The sequence below is a fragment of the Pantoea agglomerans genome, from assembly GCF_020149765.1.
GTDB classification, from domain to species: domain Bacteria; phylum Pseudomonadota; class Gammaproteobacteria; order Enterobacterales; family Enterobacteriaceae; genus Pantoea; species Pantoea alvi.
In genome coordinates, this window is the sequence record NZ_CP083809.1 from 1,726,493 (window position 1) to 1,743,474 (window position 16,982).

18 protein-coding genes are annotated in these 16,982 nt (G+C 59.7%); 9 read left to right on the forward strand and 9 right to left on the reverse strand.

Annotated elements, in window-relative coordinates; translation table 11 throughout:
- Window positions 1-90: 90 nt before the first annotated feature.
- The 3 genes from LB453_RS10820 to pabB form a co-directional block, all read right to left on the reverse strand.
- Window positions 91-1,455, reverse strand: a complete 1,365-nt coding sequence (locus LB453_RS10820; protein ID WP_103796037.1) for an L-serine ammonia-lyase — start codon at window positions 1,453-1,455, stop codon at window positions 91-93.
- A gap of 190 nt (window positions 1,456-1,645) precedes the next feature.
- Entirely contained in the window at window positions 1,646-2,212 is a 567-nt protein-coding gene (locus tag LB453_RS10825) for a CoA pyrophosphatase (protein WP_103796036.1), read from the reverse strand.
- Window positions 2,209-3,570 (reverse strand): aminodeoxychorismate synthase component 1, encoded by a 1,362-nt coding sequence (gene pabB / locus LB453_RS10830; protein WP_103796188.1) that lies wholly within the window; start codon window positions 3,568-3,570, stop codon window positions 2,209-2,211. Before pabB ends, LB453_RS10825 begins: the two co-directional genes overlap by 4 nt.
- Window positions 3,571-3,679: 109 nt before the next feature.
- On the opposite strand from pabB, the gene LB453_RS10835 reads away from it, so the two are divergent.
- Complete coding sequence (locus LB453_RS10835) at window positions 3,680-3,865, forward strand: YoaH family protein (RefSeq protein ID WP_103796035.1); 186 nt, start codon at window positions 3,680-3,682, stop codon at window positions 3,863-3,865.
- Window positions 3,866-3,885: 20 nt separating this feature from the next.
- Here the strand turns inward: LB453_RS10835 and LB453_RS10840 are convergent, their stop codons facing one another.
- Window positions 3,886-4,230 carry a RidA family protein gene (locus LB453_RS10840; RefSeq protein ID WP_103796034.1) on the reverse strand — a complete coding sequence of 115 codons (345 nt, stop codon included), beginning with the start codon at window positions 4,228-4,230 and terminating at the stop codon, window positions 3,886-3,888.
- A gap of 123 nt (window positions 4,231-4,353) precedes the next feature.
- On the opposite strand from LB453_RS10840, the gene LB453_RS10845 reads away from it, so the two are divergent.
- The 5 genes from LB453_RS10845 (at window position 4,354) to rnd (ending at window position 10,770) form a co-directional block, all read left to right on the forward strand.
- A complete protein-coding gene (locus LB453_RS10845) occupies window positions 4,354-6,261 on the forward strand; it encodes an ATP-dependent DNA helicase (RefSeq protein ID WP_103796033.1) in 1,908 nt (635 codons plus the stop codon).
- Between the two features lie 53 nt (window positions 6,262-6,314).
- A complete protein-coding gene (gene tsaB / locus LB453_RS10850; protein ID WP_103796032.1) occupies window positions 6,315-7,013 on the forward strand; it encodes a tRNA (adenosine(37)-N6)-threonylcarbamoyltransferase complex dimerization subunit type 1 TsaB in 699 nt (232 codons plus the stop codon).
- A gap of 63 nt (window positions 7,014-7,076) precedes the next feature.
- Window positions 7,077-7,667: a Slp family lipoprotein gene (locus LB453_RS10855; protein WP_103796187.1), complete on the forward strand. Its 591-nt coding sequence runs from the start codon at window positions 7,077-7,079 to the stop codon at window positions 7,665-7,667.
- Between the two features lie 205 nt (window positions 7,668-7,872).
- Window positions 7,873-9,549, forward strand: a complete 1,677-nt coding sequence (gene fadD / locus LB453_RS10860; protein WP_146053830.1) for a long-chain-fatty-acid--CoA ligase FadD — start codon at window positions 7,873-7,875, stop codon at window positions 9,547-9,549.
- A 99-nt stretch (window positions 9,550-9,648) separates the two neighbouring features.
- Window positions 9,649-10,770 carry a ribonuclease D gene (gene rnd / locus LB453_RS10865; protein ID WP_103796030.1) on the forward strand — a complete coding sequence of 374 codons (1,122 nt, stop codon included), beginning with the start codon at window positions 9,649-9,651 and terminating at the stop codon, window positions 10,768-10,770.
- A 51-nt stretch (window positions 10,771-10,821) separates the two neighbouring features.
- On the opposite strand, the gene minE is transcribed toward rnd, so the two are convergent.
- Genes minE through minC form a run of 3 tightly spaced genes read right to left on the reverse strand, consistent with a single transcriptional unit; the run spans window position 10,822 to window position 12,645 of the window.
- Window positions 10,822-11,091, reverse strand: coding sequence for a cell division topological specificity factor MinE (minE, locus tag LB453_RS10870; protein ID WP_033746630.1), 270 nt, complete (start codon window positions 11,089-11,091; stop codon window positions 10,822-10,824).
- A 3-nt stretch (window positions 11,092-11,094) separates the two neighbouring features.
- Window positions 11,095-11,907 carry a septum site-determining protein MinD gene (gene minD, locus LB453_RS10875; RefSeq protein WP_033746633.1) on the reverse strand — a complete coding sequence of 271 codons (813 nt, stop codon included), beginning with the start codon at window positions 11,905-11,907 and terminating at the stop codon, window positions 11,095-11,097.
- A gap of 33 nt (window positions 11,908-11,940) precedes the next feature.
- The gene (gene minC, locus LB453_RS10880) at window positions 11,941-12,645 is read right to left on the reverse strand and encodes a septum site-determining protein MinC (protein WP_224481730.1); all 705 of its coding nucleotides are present in this window, start codon (window positions 12,643-12,645) and stop codon (window positions 11,941-11,943) included.
- Between the two features lie 154 nt (window positions 12,646-12,799).
- Here minC and LB453_RS10885 point away from each other — a divergent pair, with 154 nt between their 5' ends.
- The 3 genes from LB453_RS10885 (at window position 12,800) to LB453_RS10895 (ending at window position 14,554) form a co-directional block, all read left to right on the forward strand.
- Window positions 12,800-13,075, forward strand: coding sequence for a YcgL domain-containing protein (locus tag LB453_RS10885; RefSeq protein ID WP_103796028.1), 276 nt, complete (start codon window positions 12,800-12,802; stop codon window positions 13,073-13,075).
- A gap of 306 nt (window positions 13,076-13,381) precedes the next feature.
- A complete protein-coding gene (locus LB453_RS10890; RefSeq protein WP_103796027.1) occupies window positions 13,382-14,041 on the forward strand; it encodes a fumarylacetoacetate hydrolase family protein in 660 nt (219 codons plus the stop codon).
- A 66-nt stretch (window positions 14,042-14,107) separates the two neighbouring features.
- Window positions 14,108-14,554 (forward strand): YcgN family cysteine cluster protein, encoded by a 447-nt coding sequence (locus tag LB453_RS10895; RefSeq protein WP_081142602.1) that lies wholly within the window; start codon window positions 14,108-14,110, stop codon window positions 14,552-14,554.
- Between the two features lie 225 nt (window positions 14,555-14,779).
- On the opposite strand, the gene dsbB is transcribed toward LB453_RS10895, so the two are convergent.
- Both dsbB and nhaB read right to left on the reverse strand, forming a co-directional pair.
- Window positions 14,780-15,310 carry a disulfide bond formation protein DsbB gene (dsbB, locus tag LB453_RS10900; protein ID WP_103796026.1) on the reverse strand — a complete coding sequence of 177 codons (531 nt, stop codon included), beginning with the start codon at window positions 15,308-15,310 and terminating at the stop codon, window positions 14,780-14,782.
- Window positions 15,311-15,427: 117 nt separating this feature from the next.
- Complete coding sequence (gene nhaB / locus LB453_RS10905; protein ID WP_224481731.1) at window positions 15,428-16,957, reverse strand: sodium/proton antiporter NhaB; 1,530 nt, start codon at window positions 16,955-16,957, stop codon at window positions 15,428-15,430.
- Window positions 16,958-16,982 lie beyond the last annotated feature (25 nt).

The following is a 16,982-nucleotide window of genomic DNA, read 5'->3' on the forward strand; positions in this document are numbered from 1 at the left end:
AAACATTACTCTATCGTTAATCGAAGCGATGAGGTAGGGTCAAAAGCGCAATTCATAATGACCGCGCGAAAAATAACCGGTGCCGGAACATTAGTCGCACTGAACTTTGATCGCCAGGCCGCCGCGCGAGGTTTCGCGGTATTTAGCGTTCATATCTTTGCCGGTTTCATACATGGTCTCGATAACCTTATCGAGCGAGACGCGCGGCTCGCTGGTGCGGCGCAGCGCCATACGGGCGGCGTTAATCGCCTTCACCGAGGCGATGGCGTTGCGCTCGATGCAGGGCACCTGCACCTGGCCGGCCACCGGATCGCAGGTCAGGCCGAGGTTATGCTCCATGCCGATCTCCGCCGCGACGCAAACCTGTTCCGGGCTGCCGCCCAGCAGTTCGGTCAGTCCAGCGGCCGCCATTGAACAGGCGACGCCCACTTCGCCCTGACAGCCCACCTCCGCGCCGGAAATAGAGGCGTTCATCTTATACAGAATGCCGATGGCGCCCGACGCAAGGAAATAGCGGGTAAAGATATCGGGCGTCACGGTTTCGATAAAGTGATCGTAATAGGCGAGCACCGCCGGGACGATACCGCAGGCACCGTTGGTCGGCGCGGTAACCACACGGCCGCCGGCGGCGTTCTCTTCGTTAACCGCCAGCGCGAACATATTGATCCAGTCGATCACGTTCATCGGATCGTTAGAGTGTTTGGATGATGAGGTCAGCAGACGGCGCAGCGAGGCGGCGCGGCGCGGCACGCGCAGCGGACCCGGCAGCACGCCTTCGGTATTCAGCCCGCGATCGATACAGGCCTGCATGGTCTGCCAGACGTCGGTAAAGTAGTCGCGGATCTCCTCGCGCGAGTGCAGCGCCAGCTCGTTCTTCATGACCAGACCTGAGAGCGACAGGCCGGTTTCACGACAGTGCGCCAGCAGCGCTTTCGCCGAGTGAAAAGGCCAGGGCACGCTGACTTCGTCCAGCGCCGACTGGCCAAAATGCTCTTCGTCGACGATAAAGCCGCCGCCGACCGAATAGTAGGTTTTGCTTAAGATCAGCAGATCGCCGGCAAAGGCGAGCAGACGCATGCCGTTTTCATGCAGCGACAGATTCTCGCTGCGGAACACCATGCCGCCTTCGCGCGGGAAGTCCACCTCATGCGCGCCGTTGGCCAGCAGCAGCCGTTCGCGCTGCTCGACATCCTTAATAAAAGCGGGGATGCTGTCGATATCCACCGTGGCCGGGGAGGCGCCCGCCAGCCCCATGATAATGGCGATATCGGTATGGTGCCCTTTGCCGGTCAGCGAGAGCGAGCCGTAGACATCCACGGCGATGCGCGTCACCTCCTGAAGTTTTCCCTGTTCAACCAGCAGGTCGACAAACTCCTTGCCTGCTTTCATCGGCCCCACGGTATGGGAACTCGACGGGCCAATGCCCACTTTGAACATGTCAAAAACGCTAATCACAGGCGACACTCCTCACAAATAATTTTTTATCTCTGCCGGGGCAGTTTATGGCGCTAATAGTAATCGTCGACCCGGGGAAACGAACGCCTTTTCGCATGAAATAAACTAATCGTTCAGGCGAGAAATAGTTATGCTGTGCGGCAGATCGCAAACCGTTGTTATAGCAGGACAAACGAGAGCGGAACGGGCGTCAGAACGCAATCTGCTGGCTAAGGGAACGGATAATGCCGGCCGTCATGCCCCACACCAGATACTCCTGATAGACCGAGAGCCAGACCGGATGGCGCAGGCCGGCGCGATGTACCTCCAGCGAAGCGTAGCGGTTAAGCCGCAGCGCCTCTTCCAGCGGCATCTCGAAGGCGCTCTCCACCTCGTCGGGATTGATATGCAGCGCGATCTGCGGCGAGATAATGCCAACCACCGGCGTCACGCGAAAGCCGGTGCTGCTGGTCACGGGGGCGAGCTGGCCGATCACCCTGACCTCGGCAGGATCGATGCCCACCTCTTCCTGCGCTTCGCGCAGCGCGGTCGCCACCAGCGAGGCGTCGTCGTCGTCCTGCATGCCGCCGGGAAAGGCGACCTGGCCGGCGTGCTTGCGCAGCTCGCGCGAACGGCGCGTCAGCAGCAGGCCCGGCGCGTCGCGCGCAACGATCGGCACCAGCACCGCAGCCTGGCGACCGGCGGGACGCTGCTGCGGCTTCTCCGGCTGCTGCAGAATAAAGCGGGTAACAAAGGCGTCGAGCGTAAGCGGCTTCATTCGTCCTCTCCGGTCAACGCAGGCAAAATGCGGCTGACCTTGTGTAGCGTTTCCTGATATTCGGCGTCCAGTTCGCTGTCGGCGACCACGCCGCCGCCCGCCGCGCAGAACAGCTGCTGCCGCTCGGCGATCAGCGTGCGGATAGTAATGCTGGTATCCATGCGCCCGCAGAGGCTGAGGTAGCCGATGCTGCCGCACCAGGCGTTGCGGCGATGCGGCTCCAGCTCGTCGATAATCTCCATCGCGCGGATTTTCGGCGCGCCGGTAATCGATCCGCCGGGGAAACAGGCGCGCAGCAGATCGCTGGCGTGCAGCGAGGCGGGCAGGCGCGCACGGATGGTGCTGACCAGGTGGTGCACCGCCGGAAAAGGCTCTACCTCGAACAGCGCCGGCACGCTGACGGAGCCGGGCACGGCGACGCGGCCGATATCGTTACGCAGCAGATCGACGATCATCAGATTCTCGGCGCGATCCTTTTCCGACTGCGCCAGCGCCAGCGCTTCACGGCGGTCAAGTTCGGGATCGGCCGCGCGCGGTCGCGTGCCCTTTATCGGCCGGGTTTCGATCTCCTCGCCCTTCAGCGATAAAAAGCGCTCCGGCGACAGGCTGAGAATCGCGCTGTCGGGCAGGCGTAAAAACGCGCTGAAGGGGGCGCGGTTGGCGGCGTTCAGGCGGCAAAACGCCTGCCACTCATCGCCCTGATAGTGCGCCTGAAAGCGCTGCGCCAGGTTGACCTGATAACAGTCGCCTGCCTGGATATAGGCCTGCACCGCGTGAAAGCGCTCGGCGTAGTCGCGGTAGCTCAGGTTGGATTGCCAGCCGCTGGTCAGCGAGAAGGGCACCGCCTCGCGCGGCGGCCACTGCAGCAGCCAGCGCAGCCGCGCCTGCGCGTCCCCCAGCGACACCAGCGTCAGGCGCTGCAGATGGTGGTCGGCGATCAGCGCCCAGTCGTAAATGCCGATCGCCATATCGGGCGTGATCAGATCGTCCGCCGCCTGCTGCGGCAGATGCTCGAAGCGGCGCCCGAGATCGTAGCCGAACAGGCCGAGCGCACCGCCCTGAAACGGCAGATCGTCGCGGCGCTCGGGCAAGAGGCCCAGCGCCTCGCACTGCCGTCGCACCAGCTGCAGCGGATCCTCAGTTGAGTGGCTAACGGCGCCCTCCGCGTCAATCGTGGTGAGGTCGCCGTGGGTCGTCAGGGTGGCGCGCGGATCGGCGGTCAGCATATCGAAACGGTTATCCGCATGATCGGCATGGCCGGAGGTGAGCAGCATCGCCCAGGGAAGATGGGAAAGCCTGGCGAAATGCGCGCTGAGCGCATCCTGCGTATAGTGTAGACTGAGCGTTGAGACCATTATTCGGCAAAAATCAGACATCAATGAGGGCGTTAGCCTGACATATTTTTTCCCGGCTGGCACCTGTTTGTTCCCCATGGAACGGTGCCCGCCTCGCAACCAGGAGTGAAAAATGTTTAAGGGTTTACCGGCACTGTCCCATGAGCAGCAGCAGCAGGCGGTGGAGCGTATTCAGGAGCTGATGGCTGGCGGCATGTCCAGCGGAGAGGCGATCACTCAGGTCGCGCAGGAGATCCGCCAGACCCACACGGGCGAGCAGATCCGGGCGCGCTTCGAAGATGACGAGGAAGATGAGTAACGCCCGGCGCGGCCTGTTGCTTACAGCGCCGCGATGATTTTAATCTCCACTTTATACTTCGGGTTCATCAGCCCGGCCTGAACGGTGCAGCGCACCGGCGCGTTGTCGGGCGAGACCCAGGCGTCCCAGGCGCGGTTCATCGCCGCGAAATCGGCCTTGTCCACCAGAAAGATGGTGGCGTCGAGGATCTTGCTTTTGTCCGAGCCGACGCGCGTCAGCAGGGCGTCAATGACCGCCAGCGCGTTGGCGGTCTGCGCCTCGGCGTCGGCGTCGAGATTTTCCGGCACGCTGGTGTAATAAACCGTCTGGTTATGGATCACGGCTTCAGACATGCGATGTTCGGGATCGATACGGGTAATGGTCATTGTTTCTCCTTACTTTTCCAGCTGATAGCCTGGCACAGTCCAGGGGGCGCTGTCATCAGTTGTGGAGCGGCCGGCGGAATACTGACATAATTACAGTGTTTTTGCCGAAACGGGTGAGGAAGTGTGGCGGACGATTTTGCAGTAGATGGCGCGCTGGCGCAGGCGATTGCCGGCTTTAAGCCGCGCGAGGCGCAGCGTGAAATGGCGCAGGCAGTAGAAGAGGCCGTTAAGGCTGGCGGCGAACTGGTGGTAGAGGCGGGAACGGGAACGGGCAAGACTTATGCCTATCTCGCGCCTGCACTGCGCGCCGGAAAAAAAGTGATTGTATCAACCGGCTCCAAGGCGCTGCAGGATCAGCTTTACGGTCGCGATCTGCCGACCATTGCCAGGGCGCTGAACTTCACCGGCAAAACCGCCTTGCTAAAGGGGCGCTCCAACTACCTCTGTCTGGAGCGGCTGGAACAGCAGTCAATGGCGGGCGGCGATCTTAACGCCGAGACGCTGGGCGATCTGGTTACGCTGCGCGGCTGGTCGTCGCAAACCGTTGATGGTGATATCAGTAGCTGCGGCGGCGTTACCGAAGACAGCCCCATCTGGCCGCTGGTGACCAGCACCAACGACAACTGCCTCGGCAGCGACTGTCCTCTCTACAAAGATTGCTTCGTGGTCAAAGCGCGCAAGCGCGCCATGGACGCCGACGTGGTGGTGGTTAACCACCATCTGTTTCTCGCCGACCTGGTGGTTAAAGAGAGCGGTTTTGCCGAGCTGATCCCCGAAGCGGACGTGATGATCTTCGATGAGGCGCACCAGCTCCCCGATATCGCCAGCCAGTACTTCGGCCAGCAGCTCTCCAGCCGCCAGCTTCTCGATCTGGCGAAAGATATTAATATTGCCTACCGCACCGAAGTGCGTGACGTGCAGCAGCTGCAGAAATCGGCGGACCGCCTTGCGCAGTGCGCGCAGGATTTTCGCCTGATGCTGGGCGATCCAGGCTACCGCGGCAATCTGCGCGAACTCTTCACTGACAACAACGTGCAGCGCATGTTCACCCTGCTCGACGACGCGCTCGAGCTTTGCTACGACGTAATAAAAATGTCGCTGGGACGCTCGGCGCTGCTGGATGCGGCCTTTGAGCGCGCTGCGCTCTATCGCGGGCGGCTTAAGCGGCTGCGCGCCATTAACGAGCCCGGCTACAGCTACTGGTACGAGTGTACTTCGCGCCACTTTACGCTCGCCCTGACGCCGCTCTCCGTCTCAGAGCGCTTCCGCGAAGTGATGGACGCGCGCAAGGCGGCGTGGATTTTCACCTCTGCGACGCTGGCGGTAAATGAAGAGATGCACCATTTCGCCGATCGCCTGGGGGTCAGCAGCGCGAAAACCCTGATCCTCAACAGCCCGTTCGACTTCAGCCGTCAGGCGCTGCTCTGCGTACCGCGCAATCTGCCGGAGCCGAACCGGCCCGGCGGCGCGCGTCAGCTGGCGCGCATGATGAAGCCGCTGATCGACGCTAATAAAGGACGCTGCTTCTTTCTCTGTACCTCCCATCTGATGATGCGCGAGCTGGCGGCGGAGTTTCGTGCCAGCATGACGCTGCCGGTGCTGGTGCAGGGCGAAACCAGCAAAGGCCAGCTGCTGCGGCAGTTTATCGAGGCGGGCAACGCGCTGCTGGTGGCCACCAGCAGCTTCTGGGAGGGAGTCGACGTGCGCGGCGATGCGCTGTCGCTGGTGATTATCGACAAGCTGCCCTTTACTTCGCCGGAAGATCCGCTGCTGAAGGCGCGTATGGAAGATTGCCGCCTGCGCGGCGGCGATCCCTTTAGCGACGTGCAGCTGCCGGACGCGGTGATTACCCTGAAGCAGGGGGTGGGGCGTTTGATCCGCGATACGGACGATCGCGGCGTGCTGGTGATTTGCGACCAGCGGCTGGTGTCGCGTCCCTACGGCGCGCTGTTTCTCAACAGCCTGCCGCCGACGCCGCGCACCCGCGATCTGGCGCGCGCCATCGCCTTCACGCAGCAAGCGAAACAGTAATTTTCCTTTGGCTGTGCTAACATGCGCGCCGTTTTGAATGACCCGAGGTTGTTATGTCTTCCCGAATCCTGGCGCTGGACACTGCGACAGAAGCCTGTTCAGCCGCGCTGCTTAATCAGCAGCAGATCGATGCCCGTTTTGAAATCGCGCCGCGCGACCATACGCAGCGTATTCTGCCGCTAATCGAGGCGCTGCTGCAGGCGCAGCAGCTGGAGCTGACGGCGCTCGACGCGCTGGCGTTCGGCCGCGGCCCCGGCAGCTTTACCGGCGTGCGTATCGGCATCGGTATCGCGCAGGGGCTGGCGCTCGGCGCCATGCTGCCGATGATCGGCGTTTCGACGCTGGCGACGCTGGCGCAGGGCGCCTGGCGCCAGCAGGGCGCGACGCGCGTGCTGGCGGCGATTGACGCGCGCATGGGCGAAGTTTACTGGGCCGAGTATCAGCGCGATGAGCAGGGCGTCTGGCAGGGCGAAGCGAGCGAAAGCGTGCTGTCGCCGGAGGCGGCGCTGGCGCGCATGCAGGCGCTGGAGGGCGAGTGGTTTACCGCCGGCACCGGCTGGCAGGCGTGGCCGCAGCTGCAGCAGGGGCACGCCTTAACCCTCAAAGCGAGCGGCGTTGAACTGCCCGCCGCCGAAGATATGCTGCCTCTGGCCCAACAGGCGTGGCAGCGCGGCGAAACCGTCCAGCCCGAGCACGCCGAACCCACCTATTTACGCAACGAAGTGGCGTGGAAAAAATTGCCGGGCCGTTGAGTCTCTGGAGCGCAACTTATTGCAGGCGCGCCAGTCTAACAAACATCTTTTAGGAGAATGCCTATGTCAGTACGTCATAAAGGAATGTCCGGTGTTTTGTTAGCGGGTGCGCTGCTGCTTAGCGGATGCGTGACGGTGCCGGATACCATTAAAGGAAGTTCCGAGCTTCCGCAGCAGGATCTGGTGCGGGTAATGAACGATCCGTCGCTCTACGTCGGCCAGGAGTCCCGCTTCGGCGGCAAAGTCGTTAAGGTCACCAATCTTAACGGCAAAACGCGGCTGGAGATCGCCACGCAGCCGCTGGACGATAGCGCACGCCCGCGTTTAGGCGCCGCGTCGGTCGGGCGGATTTATGCCGATATTAATAACTTTGTCGATCCCACCGATGTGAATAACCAGTACGTGACGGTGCTGGGCAATATCAAGGGCACGGAGAAGGGCACCATTGGTGACGCCAGCTATAACTTTGTCGTGGTAGATGTGCGCGGCTATCAGCGCTGGCATCTGACGCAGCAGATTAATACCCCGCCGCAGCCTGTCGATCCCTGGATCTGGTACGGCCCGTCGCGTCATCATCCAGGCTACTGGGGGCCTAACCCCTACTGGGGCATGAACAGCGGCCCGGCGCAGGTGGAAACCATCCTGACAGAATAAAGAATTTGCTTAACTTTTCAGGCCTGGCCGCGCCTGCCGCGACCGGGCTTTTTATTGCCGCTGGAATGCGGGACGAAAATTAGTGATGCGCTTCGCAACCTCAGCAGGCCGAATCGGGCAAACTGGTACAATGAGTTAAAATATTGTTAATTAGCTGGGTGTTGAGGGCGCAATGGAAAAACAACATATAAATCGAGGTGAACCCTTGAATAAGGTCTGGCTGAAACGCTATCCGGCAGATGTGCCCGCCGAAATTAACGCGGATCGTTATACCTCTTTGGTTGATTTAGTTGAGCAGGCTACACAACGCTACGCCGATCAAACCGCCTTTATCAATATGGGGCAGCCGCTGAGCTACCGCCAGCTTGAGCAAAAGAGCCGCGCGTTCGCCGCCTATCTGCAGTCTGAGCTGGGCCTGAAAAAAGGCGACCGCGTGGCGCTGATGATGCCGAATTTGCTGCAGTATCCGGTGGCGCTGTTCGGCGTGCTGCGCGCCGGTATGGTGGTGGTGAACGTTAACCCGCTCTATACACCGCGCGAACTCAAGCATCAGCTCAACGACAGCGGCGCCAGCGCCATCGTTATCGTTTCGAACTTCGCCCATACGCTGGAGAAAGTGGTGGCGGAGACCAGCGTGCAGCACGTGATCCTGACGCGTCTCGGCGACCAGCTCAGGCCGGTAAAAGGCACCCTGGTGAACTTCGTGGTGAAATATATCAAGAAGATGGTGCCGAAATATCATCTTCCCGGCGCGGTAAGCTTCCGCCATGCGCTGCAGCGGGGCGAGACGCTGAGCTATCAGCGACCCAGCGTCACCAATGACGACCTGGCGTTTCTGCAGTATACCGGCGGCACCACCGGCATCGCCAAAGGGGCGATGCTGACCCACCGCAATATGCAGGCCAATCTCGAACAGACCAGGGCGACCTACGGCAAACTGCTGCGCGACGGCAAAGAGAATGTGGTAACTGCGCTGCCGCTCTATCATATCTTCGCGCTGACGGTGAACTGCCTGCTGTTCCTTGAGCTGGGCGGCCAGAACCTGCTGATCACCAACCCGCGCGATATTCCCGGCTTCGTGAAGTCGCTGTCAAAGTTTCCCTTTACGGCGATTACCGGCGTCAACACGCTGTTTAACGCGCTGCTGAACGACGCCCAGTTCAATAAGCTCGACTTTTCCACGCTGCGGCTCTCGGCGGGCGGTGGCATGGCGGTGCAGAAGGCGGTGGCGGAGCGCTGGGAAAAGCTCACCGGCCACTATCTGCTGGAAGGGTACGGCCTGACGGAGTGCTCGCCGCTGGTGTCGGTTAATCCCTATGATATTACCGAGCATACCGGCAGCATCGGCCTGCCGGTACCCTCTACTGACGTGCGCGTGGTGGACGATGAGGGCAACGACGTCGAACCCGGCGCGCCGGGCGAGCTCTGGATCCGCGGGCCGCAGGTAATGGCGGGCTACTGGCAGCGGCCGGACGCTACCAACGAGGTGCTGAAAAATGGCTGGCTCCTCAGCGGCGATATTGTTACCGTTGACCCGCAAGGCTTTATCCGCATTGTGGACCGTAAAAAAGATATGATCCTCGTCTCAGGCTTTAACGTCTATCCCAATGAGATTGAAGATGTCCTGATGCAGCATCCCAAAGTGCGGGAGGCGGCGGCGATCGGCGTACCGAGCGATCTGTCGGGCGAAGCGGTTAAGGTCTGCGTGGTAAAGAAAGAGGCATCGCTGACCAAAGAAGAGCTGCTCGACCACTGTCGGCGTCAGCTGACGGGCTATAAGGTCCCGAAAATTATTGAGTTCCGCGACGAGTTGCCCAAAAGCAACGTAGGGAAAATCCTGCGGCGCGAACTGCGTGATGAGGCCCGACCCAGCGCAAGCTGACGTCAGGCAAGATTTCTGGTTGAACGCCGGCAAAGCCCGGCGTTTTTATTGATGATGAGATGGAGCGCCGCGCGCAGTCTGTCGCGGTGGAAACGAGATTTGAATTATTCCCTGATCGACCAAAATGAGCAACTGGCCGCCGTGTGCCAGAAAGCCCGCCAGCATGCGGCCGTCGCGCTCGACACCGAGTTCGTCCGCACCCGCACCTACTATCCGCAGCTGGGGCTGATTCAGCTGTTTGACGGCGAACAGCTGGTGCTGATCGATCCGCTGAAGATCGACGACTGGACGCCGTTCATCGCGCTGCTGACCGATACCCAGGTGAAAAAGTTTCTGCACGCGGGCGGGGAAGATCTCGAGGTCTTTCTGCACCGTTTCGGCGTGCTGCCGCAGCCGATGATCGATACGCAGATTCTGGCGGCGTTCAGCGGCCAGCCGCTCTCATGGGGCTTTGCCGCTATGGTGGCGCATTTCACCCAGGTAACCCTGGATAAGAGCGAGTCGCGCACCGACTGGCTGGCGCGCCCGCTGACGCAGCGTCAGTGCGACTATGCCGCAGCGGACGTTCACTATCTGCTGCCCATCGCCCAGCAGCTGATGACCCTGACCGAGGCGGCGGGCAATATGGCCGCGGCGCTCAGCGAGTGCGACCAGCTCTGCCAGCGACGTCTCGACGTTATGCCGCCGCAGGAAGCCTGGCGCGATATCACCAACGCCTGGCAGCTGCGTCCGCGCCAGCTGGCGGCGCTGCGGCTGCTGGCCGCGTGGCGTCTGAACCTGGCGCGCGAAAAAGATATGGCGGTCAATTTCGTGGTGCGCGAAGAGAATCTGTGGAAAGTGGCGCGCTTTATGCCGGGCTCAATGGGCGAGCTGGATCACCTTGGCCTGTCAGGCCATGAAATCCGCTTCCACGGCAAAACCCTGGTGGCGCTGGTTGCTGAAGCGCAGGCGCTGCCGGAAGAGGCGCTGCCGCCGCCGCTGGGCAATCTGGTGGATCATCCGCACTACAAGAATGTGTTTAAGGCAATCAAGGCGCTGGTACAGGAAGTGAGCGAAGAGACCGGCTTTAGCCAGGAGCTGCTGGCGTCGCGCCGTCAGATCAATCAGGTATTGAGTCAGTACTGGGGGCTGAAGCCGCAAACGCGCGTGCCGGAGCTGCTGGCAGGCTGGCGCGGCGATCTGTTTAAGACCCGCATTGACGCGATTCTGGCGCAGTTTTGATGCAAACATTCCCCTGCTCAGCAGCAGGGGAACATCAGGAAACCAACACCGTCATTTGGCCGCTTCTTCCGTTTCAGGCAGCGTCACGTTCAGCTCCAGAATCGAGATATCATCTCCTTTCTGATCGAGCTGAACGGTGACCATATCGGGATCGATCTTCACATATTTGCAAATCACTTCCAGAATGTCGCGCTTAAGCTGCGGAAGATAGTGGGGCTCACTGTCGCCCCTTCTGCGTTCTGCCACGATAATCTGCAGCCTTTCCTTGGCTATGTTGGCAGTGTTCTTCTTCCGGGATAAAAAGAAATCGAGTAATGCCATGGTTTATCCCCCGAACAGGCGTTTCAGGAAACCCTTCTTCTCTTCTTCAATAAAGCGGAAGGGACGTTCTTCGCCGAGTAACCGATCTACGGTATCAGCATAGGCTTTGCCGGCGTCGGAATTCGTGTCGAGGATCACTGGTTCGCCCTGGTTAGAGGCGCGCAGCACCGACTGGTCTTCCGGGATGACGCCCACCAGCGGAATGCGCAGGATCTCGAGCACGTCTTCCATGCTCAGCATATCGCCACGATTTACGCGGCCAGGGTTGTAACGGGTCAGCAGCAGGTGCTCTTTAACCGGCTCCTGGCTGTTTTCTGCACGGCGGGACTTAGAGGCGATGATACCGAGAATGCGGTCGGAGTCGCGCACCGACGAGACTTCCGGGTTGGTGGTGATAATCGCTTCATCAGCAAAGTAGAGCGCCATCAGCGCGCCGGTCTCAATGCCTGCCGGAGAGTCGCAGACGATAAAGTCAAAATCCATCGCCGCCAGGTCGTTCAGCACTTTTTCCACGCCTTCGCGGGTCAGCGCGTCTTTATCGCGCGTCTGAGAGGCGGGCAGGATATGCAGCATCTCGGTGCGTTTGTCTTTGATCAGCGCCTGGTTCAGCGTGGCGTCGCCCTGAATAACGTTAACGAAGTCGTAAACCACGCGGCGTTCGCAGCCCATGATCAGGTCCAGGTTACGCAGACCAATATCGAAATCGATGACGACCGTTTTTTTGCCTTTTTGCGCTAAACCGGTGGCGATGGCCGCGCTTGACGTGGTCTTGCCAACGCCCCCTTTACCGGATGTAACTACAATAATGCGTGCCATAAATATTGATTTCCTTAACAGAAGAAAAGGGGCCTAATTAAGTGTCTGAATGGTCAGCGCGCCCTCTTCGAGACTCAGGCGCGCGGCTTTACCAAAAAATTCCGCCGGGATTTGATCCATGATCCAATACACACCGGCGATGGAAACCAACTCTGCTGCCAGGTTGGTGCAGAAAATCTGGCTGTTGCGATCGCCGCCGGCGCCCGCCAGCGCGCGTCCTCGCATCATGCCGTAAATATGAATGTTGCCGTCGGCAACCAGTTCGGCACCGGCGCTGACGCTGTTTGTCACGATAAGATCGGCGTTGCGCGCGTAAATCTGCTGCCCGGAGCGCACCGGCGTCGTGATAATGCGCGTTTTGCTCGCCAGCGGCTCGGCGGGCGCGGCGGGCGCAGGTGGCGCCGCAGGCGCTTCGCTGCGCCGCACGCTCTCTTTGCCTTCCGCCAGAACCGGCAGGCCAGCGCGGGCGATCATGCGTTTCAGCGCTTCGTCTTTACAGCCGCTGACGCCGACGATGCGTAATCCAGTGGCGGCGATCGCCTGCTGCAGCTGTTTCCAGTTGACGTTGCTGTTCAGCGCCGCCACGTTAAGTACCACCGGCGCGTTTTTTAAGAAATCCGGCGCCTGATCGATTTTGTCCTGAAGCGCCTTGCGAATCACTTCAGGTTCGGGATGGTGCAGATGAACAACAGACAGGGTAAAACTGCTACCTTTGAATTCGATTGGCGTTTGTGACATCTGTCCCACTCAGTCCTGTTTTCTCGCCCGGCGAACAAACGTCGATAAAATCATCATTTCAGTCCATCCGGTGAATATTCGAAGTTCTGCAAGCATGTTATAGTTACTGTTATTTCCAGGCAAGCCACCATCCAGGTTTATTCGAGTAAAAAATATGTTTTGTGTGATCTACAGAAGCCCGACCCGCGACCAGACTTATCTTTATGTTGAAAAAAAGGACGATTTCTCCCGCGTGCCTGACGAGCTGCTGCGCGGCTTCGGCAAGCCGCAGCTGGCAATGGTGCTGAAGCTGGACGGACGCGATCGTCTGGCCAACGCTGACATCAATAAAGTTAAACAGGCGCTTATCGATCAAGGCTATTATTTACAGATCCCGCCGCCGGTCGAAAGTTTGCTGAAAGTTCATCTTGAGTCGACAAAAAAAGATTAATTCAGATTCATCTGTAAATATAATCAGTGCTTCCTGCTTCTTCAGCATAATTATATATAACGATTTGCAGCAAAATAATGGCGCGATTACCGCGCCATTTACTGTTCATTATTCTTTATTGCCCGCGCGCTGGCGATAAAATCACCGCCCCGGCAGCATATATTCACGCATTTTTGACAATTTACGCACACTAATCTTTGCTAAAGCATCTTATTATGGCCGTCACGGCGGGCGCAGGATCCGCTGAACCGCAAACATCAACGTGCCGGCGTCGCTGGCAACACATAAACAGAGCAGGGGATTAGCATGTATCAGCATCGTAACTGGCAGGGCGCCTTGTTGGATTTTCCGGTGAACAAGGTGGTCTGCGTCGGCAGCAACTATGCGAAACACATTAAGGAAATGGGCAGCGCTACGCCAGCTGAGCCGGTCGTGTTTATCAAGCCGGAAACCGCGATTTGCGATCTGCGCCAGCCGCTCTCTCTTCCCTCCGCCTTTGGTGAAGTGCATCACGAGGTCGAACTGGCGGTGCTGATCGGCGCCACCCTTAAGCAGGCCGGCGAAGAGCACGTGGCGCAAGCGATCGCCGGTTACGGCGTGGCGCTGGATTTAACGCTGCGCGATCTGCAGGCGGGGTTTAAAAAGGCGGGGCAGCCGTGGGAAAAATCAAAGGGCTTCGATAATGCCTGCCCGCTCTCCGGCTTTATCCCCTCAGCGGAGTTCCCGGGCGATCCTCAGGATACCGAGCTCAAGCTGGTGGTGAACGGCGAGGTGCGTCAGCTCGGCAGAACCTCCGATATGATCCATAAAATTCTGCCGCTTATCGCCCATATGAGCCACTATTTTACCCTGCGCGCGGGCGATGTCGTGCTGACCGGCACGCCGGAAGGGGTCGGTCCGCTGCGCCCAGGCGATAAGCTGGAAGTGTCGCTGGCCGGTCACGGCATCAGCACGCGCGTGCTGTAAAACTTGCAACGCCGCGCCTGACCCGATATAAGGTGCGGTTTTGTGATTAACCCGGACGCAGCCATCATGAGTGAACTTCCTTTCTGGCAGACTAAACGCCTCGATCAAATGAACGACGACGAGTGGGAATCCTTGTGCGATGGGTGCGGCCAGTGCTGCCTGAATAAGCTGCAGGATGCCGACACCGATGAGATTTACTTTACCAACGTCGCCTGCAACCAGCTCAATATCAAAACCTGCCAGTGCCGCAACTATGAGCGCCGCTTCGAATATGAAGAGGACTGCATCAAGCTGACGCGTGAGAACCTGACGCAGTTTAACTGGCTGCCGCGCACCTGCGCCTATCGCCTGCTGGGCGAGGGGAAAGGATTGCCGGCGTGGCATCCGCTGCTGAGCGGATCAAAGTCGGCAATGCATGCGCAGCGTATTTCGGTGCGCTATATCGCGGTGCGGGAAAGCGAAGTGCGCGACTGGGAAGATCATATTATCGATCGTCCCGACCGCAACGGCTAAGCGTTAAACAGACTGCCGGTGAGGGTGTGATGCGGGCGACAAGGCCCGGAGGCAAAGAGGCGTATCACGTCATCCCTGACGCTCGTTCCACACCGTCACCTTATCCCTGAGGTGCGCCGGGTAACGCGCTGCATGATGCAACATGCTCCCGGCATTGTGTTCTGGGGCGGGATGCCAGGCTCCTGCCGCTGCGTCACCCGCCTTCCAGCCTGTTAGCGAGACCTGTTAGCGAGAAAAGATATCGCGGCGTTTGGGTTTAAACGGCTGCGCAATCAGCACCGCAATCGCCACGATCAGGTAGGCGGCGAACACCACAATCATCCACTGCGGCATGCTCAGCGTCAGAAAGGTCCAGCTGCGCTCGGCGCAGTCGCCGCTGGCTAAAAACACCGACGGCAGCCACTTATCCAGCGGCAGCCACGCAGGAAAACGCGCGGCGAAATCGCAGGTGGTAAAGGGATTGGGATGAAGCTGGATCATCGTATGTTCATACGACAGGCGCAATCCTTCCCAGGCGCTGTAGATCCAGAGAGCCAGCCCGGCCCAGCGCAGCGGCGATTGCGGCGCGATAGCGCCAACGAGGCCCGCGCCCATCACGCCAAACAGCGCGCAGCGCTCATAGATGCACATCACGCAAGGTTTCAGGCCCATCACATGCTGGAACCATAATGCCGCCAGCTCCAGCACCAGCGCCGTTAACGCCAGCAGCAGCCAGGCGGCGCGACCGCGTGAAGATTGATTGAGATATCGCAACATCTTGCTTTCCCTGTAAACGGTAGTGCCACGAGTGTAAACCAAAAGCGCGGCGGTGCCAGCCAGGCATCAAGGTAAAATCGTGCTGAAATCGGACTTACCCTGATCCAGGCCAGCAATTTACAGGGCTGGCGCGGTGAGCCAGCCCCACTGAAGCAGCATTTCGGTGCAGGGCACCAGCAACCAGCGGATGCAAAAAAAGCCTACCAGCGACATCACCAGCGTAAAGGGCAGCGCCATCCAGACCATGCGCCCATAGGAGAGGCGGATCAGCGGCGCCAGCGCCGAGGTAAGCAGGAAAAGAAACGCCGCCTGGCCGTTAGGGGTCGCAACCGAGGGCAAATTGGTGCCGGTGTTAGTGGCGACCGCCAGCAGCTCAAACTGTGGCAGGTCGATCGCTCCCTGCAGAAAGGCCTGTTTCGCCTCGTTGATAAACACCGAGCCAACAAAGACGTTGTCCGATATCGAGGAGAGCAGGCCGTTAAAGATGTAATACCAGCTGAGCTGCGCGTGCGGTTCCGCCTGCAGCACAAAGGCGATCAGCGGGCTGAAAAGCTGCTGCTCGACGATCACCGCGACGATGGCGAAAAACACCGTCAGCAGGGCGGTAAAGGGCAGCGCCTCGGTAAAGGCCTGGCCGATAGTATGCTCATCGGTAACGCCGCACAGCGAGGTGGCAAGTACAATCACCGAAAGGCCAATCAACCCGACCTCCGCCAGATGCAGCGCCAGCGCGACAATAAGCCACAGGCCGATAGCCGCCTGAATCCACAGCGCTAACCGCGCCTGGCGCGTGCGCTGCGCCGATGCCTCGCGGTCGCTCTGCAGCAGAATGGCGCGCACCGCATCCGGCAGCGTTGCACCGTAGCCGAACAGGCGAAAGCGCTCCACCAGCAGGCTGGTGAGAATACCGCACAGCAGCACCGGCACCGTGACCGGCGCCATACGCAGGAAAAAGCCAGCGAAATCCCAGCCCGCCGCATGGGCGATAATCAGGTTCTGCGGCTCACCCACCATGGTCATCACGCCACCCAGCGCGGTGCCTACGCCCGCCTGCATCATCAGGCTGCGCAGAAAGGCGCGGAACTGATCGAGAGTGGCGCGCTGACCGGGATCCGCTGCGGCGTAGTCGGGATCAGAGGAGACGCGATGGTAGATCTGATAGAAGCCGACGGCGACGCTGATCACCACGGCGACCACGGTCAGGGCGTCCAGGAAAGCGGAGAGAAACGCGGCGGCGAGGCAGAAGGTGAGGCTGAGCAGCACCTTCGAGCGCAGCGACAGCAGCAGCCGGGTAAACATAAACAGCAGCAGCTGTTTCATAAAGAAGATGCCGGCGACCATAAAGATCAGCAGCAGCAGCACCTCCAGATTGCCCGCCAGCTGTTGCTTAACCTGGTCGGCGCTGGCCATACCGATGGCGATCGCTTCCAGCGTCAGCAGCCCGCCGGGCAGCAGCGGATGACACTTCAGCGCCATACCGAGCGTAAAGATAAATTCGGCAATCAGCAGCCAGCCGGCAAGAAATGGACTGACGAAGAAAAAGAGCAGCGGATTAACGACCAGAAACGCCAGCAGCAGCATTTTATACCAGTTGGGCGACTGCCCAAGAAAGTTGCGATGCAGCGCCTGGCCCCAGGTGATATCCATGGCAAACGTCCTGTGTGCAAAAAAG